2 protein-coding genes are annotated in these 1335 nt (G+C 70.9%); one reads left to right on the top strand and one right to left on the bottom strand.

Going from position 1 to position 1335, the window contains the following annotated elements; genetic code table 11:
- Positions 1-54 precede the first annotated feature (54 nt).
- Positions 55-699 carry a 2,3-bisphosphoglycerate-dependent phosphoglycerate mutase gene (locus tag MFF42_RS25840; protein ID WP_238258819.1) on the bottom strand — a complete coding sequence of 215 codons (645 nt, stop codon included), beginning with the start codon at positions 697-699 and terminating at the stop codon, positions 55-57.
- Between the two features lie 231 nt (positions 700-930).
- Between MFF42_RS25840 and MFF42_RS25835 the strand changes: the two genes are divergently transcribed.
- Positions 931-1335: 5' nucleotidase, NT5C type (locus tag MFF42_RS25835; protein ID WP_238258818.1), on the top strand; the 405-nt coding region annotated here is incomplete at its 3' end.

Raw genomic sequence — 1335 nt, 5'->3', positions numbered from 1 at the left:
CAAGGGGGAGGGGACAGACCATGCTCTGACCGCAGCGATCAAACGGAAACCGTATCAACCGCCCGCGGGCGTCGCGATCGTCGCGGCCCGGGTGAGCGTTCGCGTGGCCGGGTCGCCGCGGTAGACGAGGATTTCGGCCGTGCCGATATTCACGTCCTCGATCTGCCGGGGCTCGATCCGGTCGAGGCGCATGAGCAGGGATCGCAGCGAGTTGCCGTGGGCGACGACGAGCACGCAGCCGCCGCTCAGAACGCGGGGCGCGATCGCGTGCTCGAAGAACGGCCACAGGCGCGCCTCCGTCATCGCCAGGCTCTCGCCGCCGGGCGGCACCGCATCGTAGGATTTGCGCCACGTGCGGACCTGCTCGACCCCGAACCGGGCGCGCGCGTCCGGCTTGTTCAGGCCGGCCAGCGCCCCGTAGTCGCGCTCGTTCAGGGCCGCATCCGTGTGCACGGGCAGATCGGATTGGCCCAGCGCCTCGAGGAGCAGCGCGAGCGTGTGCTGAGCCCGCCGGAGCCGGCTCGTGAACGCCGCGTCGAACCGGTATCCGAGGTTCCGCAGCGTGGTGCCGGCGCTGCCGGCTTCCTCGACGCCGCGCGGCGTCAGGGCCGGGTCCCGCAAGCCTGAGAAGAGCTCCCGCTCGTTGTCCTCGCTCTGGCCGTGACGCACGAGCACGAGAGTGTGTGTGTTGCTGTCCATGTCCATCCGCCCGCCGGAGCGAGCTATCGCGTCACGGTCAGGCTCGCAACCGTTGCTTCGAGGGGCGTCGGCGCCGGGCGCTTTCTCCCACAAAGGCCGAAAAGACCGACGCGCCGGGGACGGGGTGCGGCCTTCTGCTGCCGCCGCGAGCCGAAGCCGCCGACGCGCGTTGTTCGTCGGGCCGCGCATGCGGGGCCGCGACGCGCGACGACGGGGGATGTGACGAAAGCGATGCCGACGGTGTTTCTCGACTGCGACGGGGTCCTGGCCGATTTCGATGGAGGAGCCTCGCGCGTGCTCGGACTGTCACCGGAGGCGTTCCAGCGCCGCTTCGGCCGGAAGCAGTTCTGGGACCGGCTGGCGGCGGAGCCCGACTTCTTCGCGCAACTCGACCCGTTGCCGGATGCGAGAGACCTCTACGAGGCCGTCAGCGCGTGCCGGCCCGTCATCCTCACCGGCTTGCCGCGGGGGAACTGGGCCGAGCCGCAGAAGCGGCTGTGGGCCGAGCGCCACTTTCCCGGCACTCCGATGATCACGACGAGTGCTGCGCTCAAGCGCGAGCATTGCCGTCCGGGCGACGCGCTGGTCGACGACTGGACCACGCACCGGCATCGCTGGGAGGAGGCCGGCGGCGTC

The sequence above is a fragment of the Methylorubrum podarium genome, from assembly GCF_022179745.1.
Classification (GTDB): Bacteria; Pseudomonadota; Alphaproteobacteria; order Rhizobiales; family Beijerinckiaceae; genus Methylobacterium; species Methylobacterium podarium.
The sequence above is the reverse complement of the archived record's forward strand: the minus strand, read 5'-3'. Positions and strand labels throughout refer to the sequence as shown.

Bases quoted from the DNA above. Each gene is read 5' to 3' on its own strand.
- MFF42_RS25840 (WP_238258819.1), bottom strand. From the start codon at position 699: ATGGACAGCAACACACACACTCTCGTGCTCGTGCGTCACGGCCAGAGC.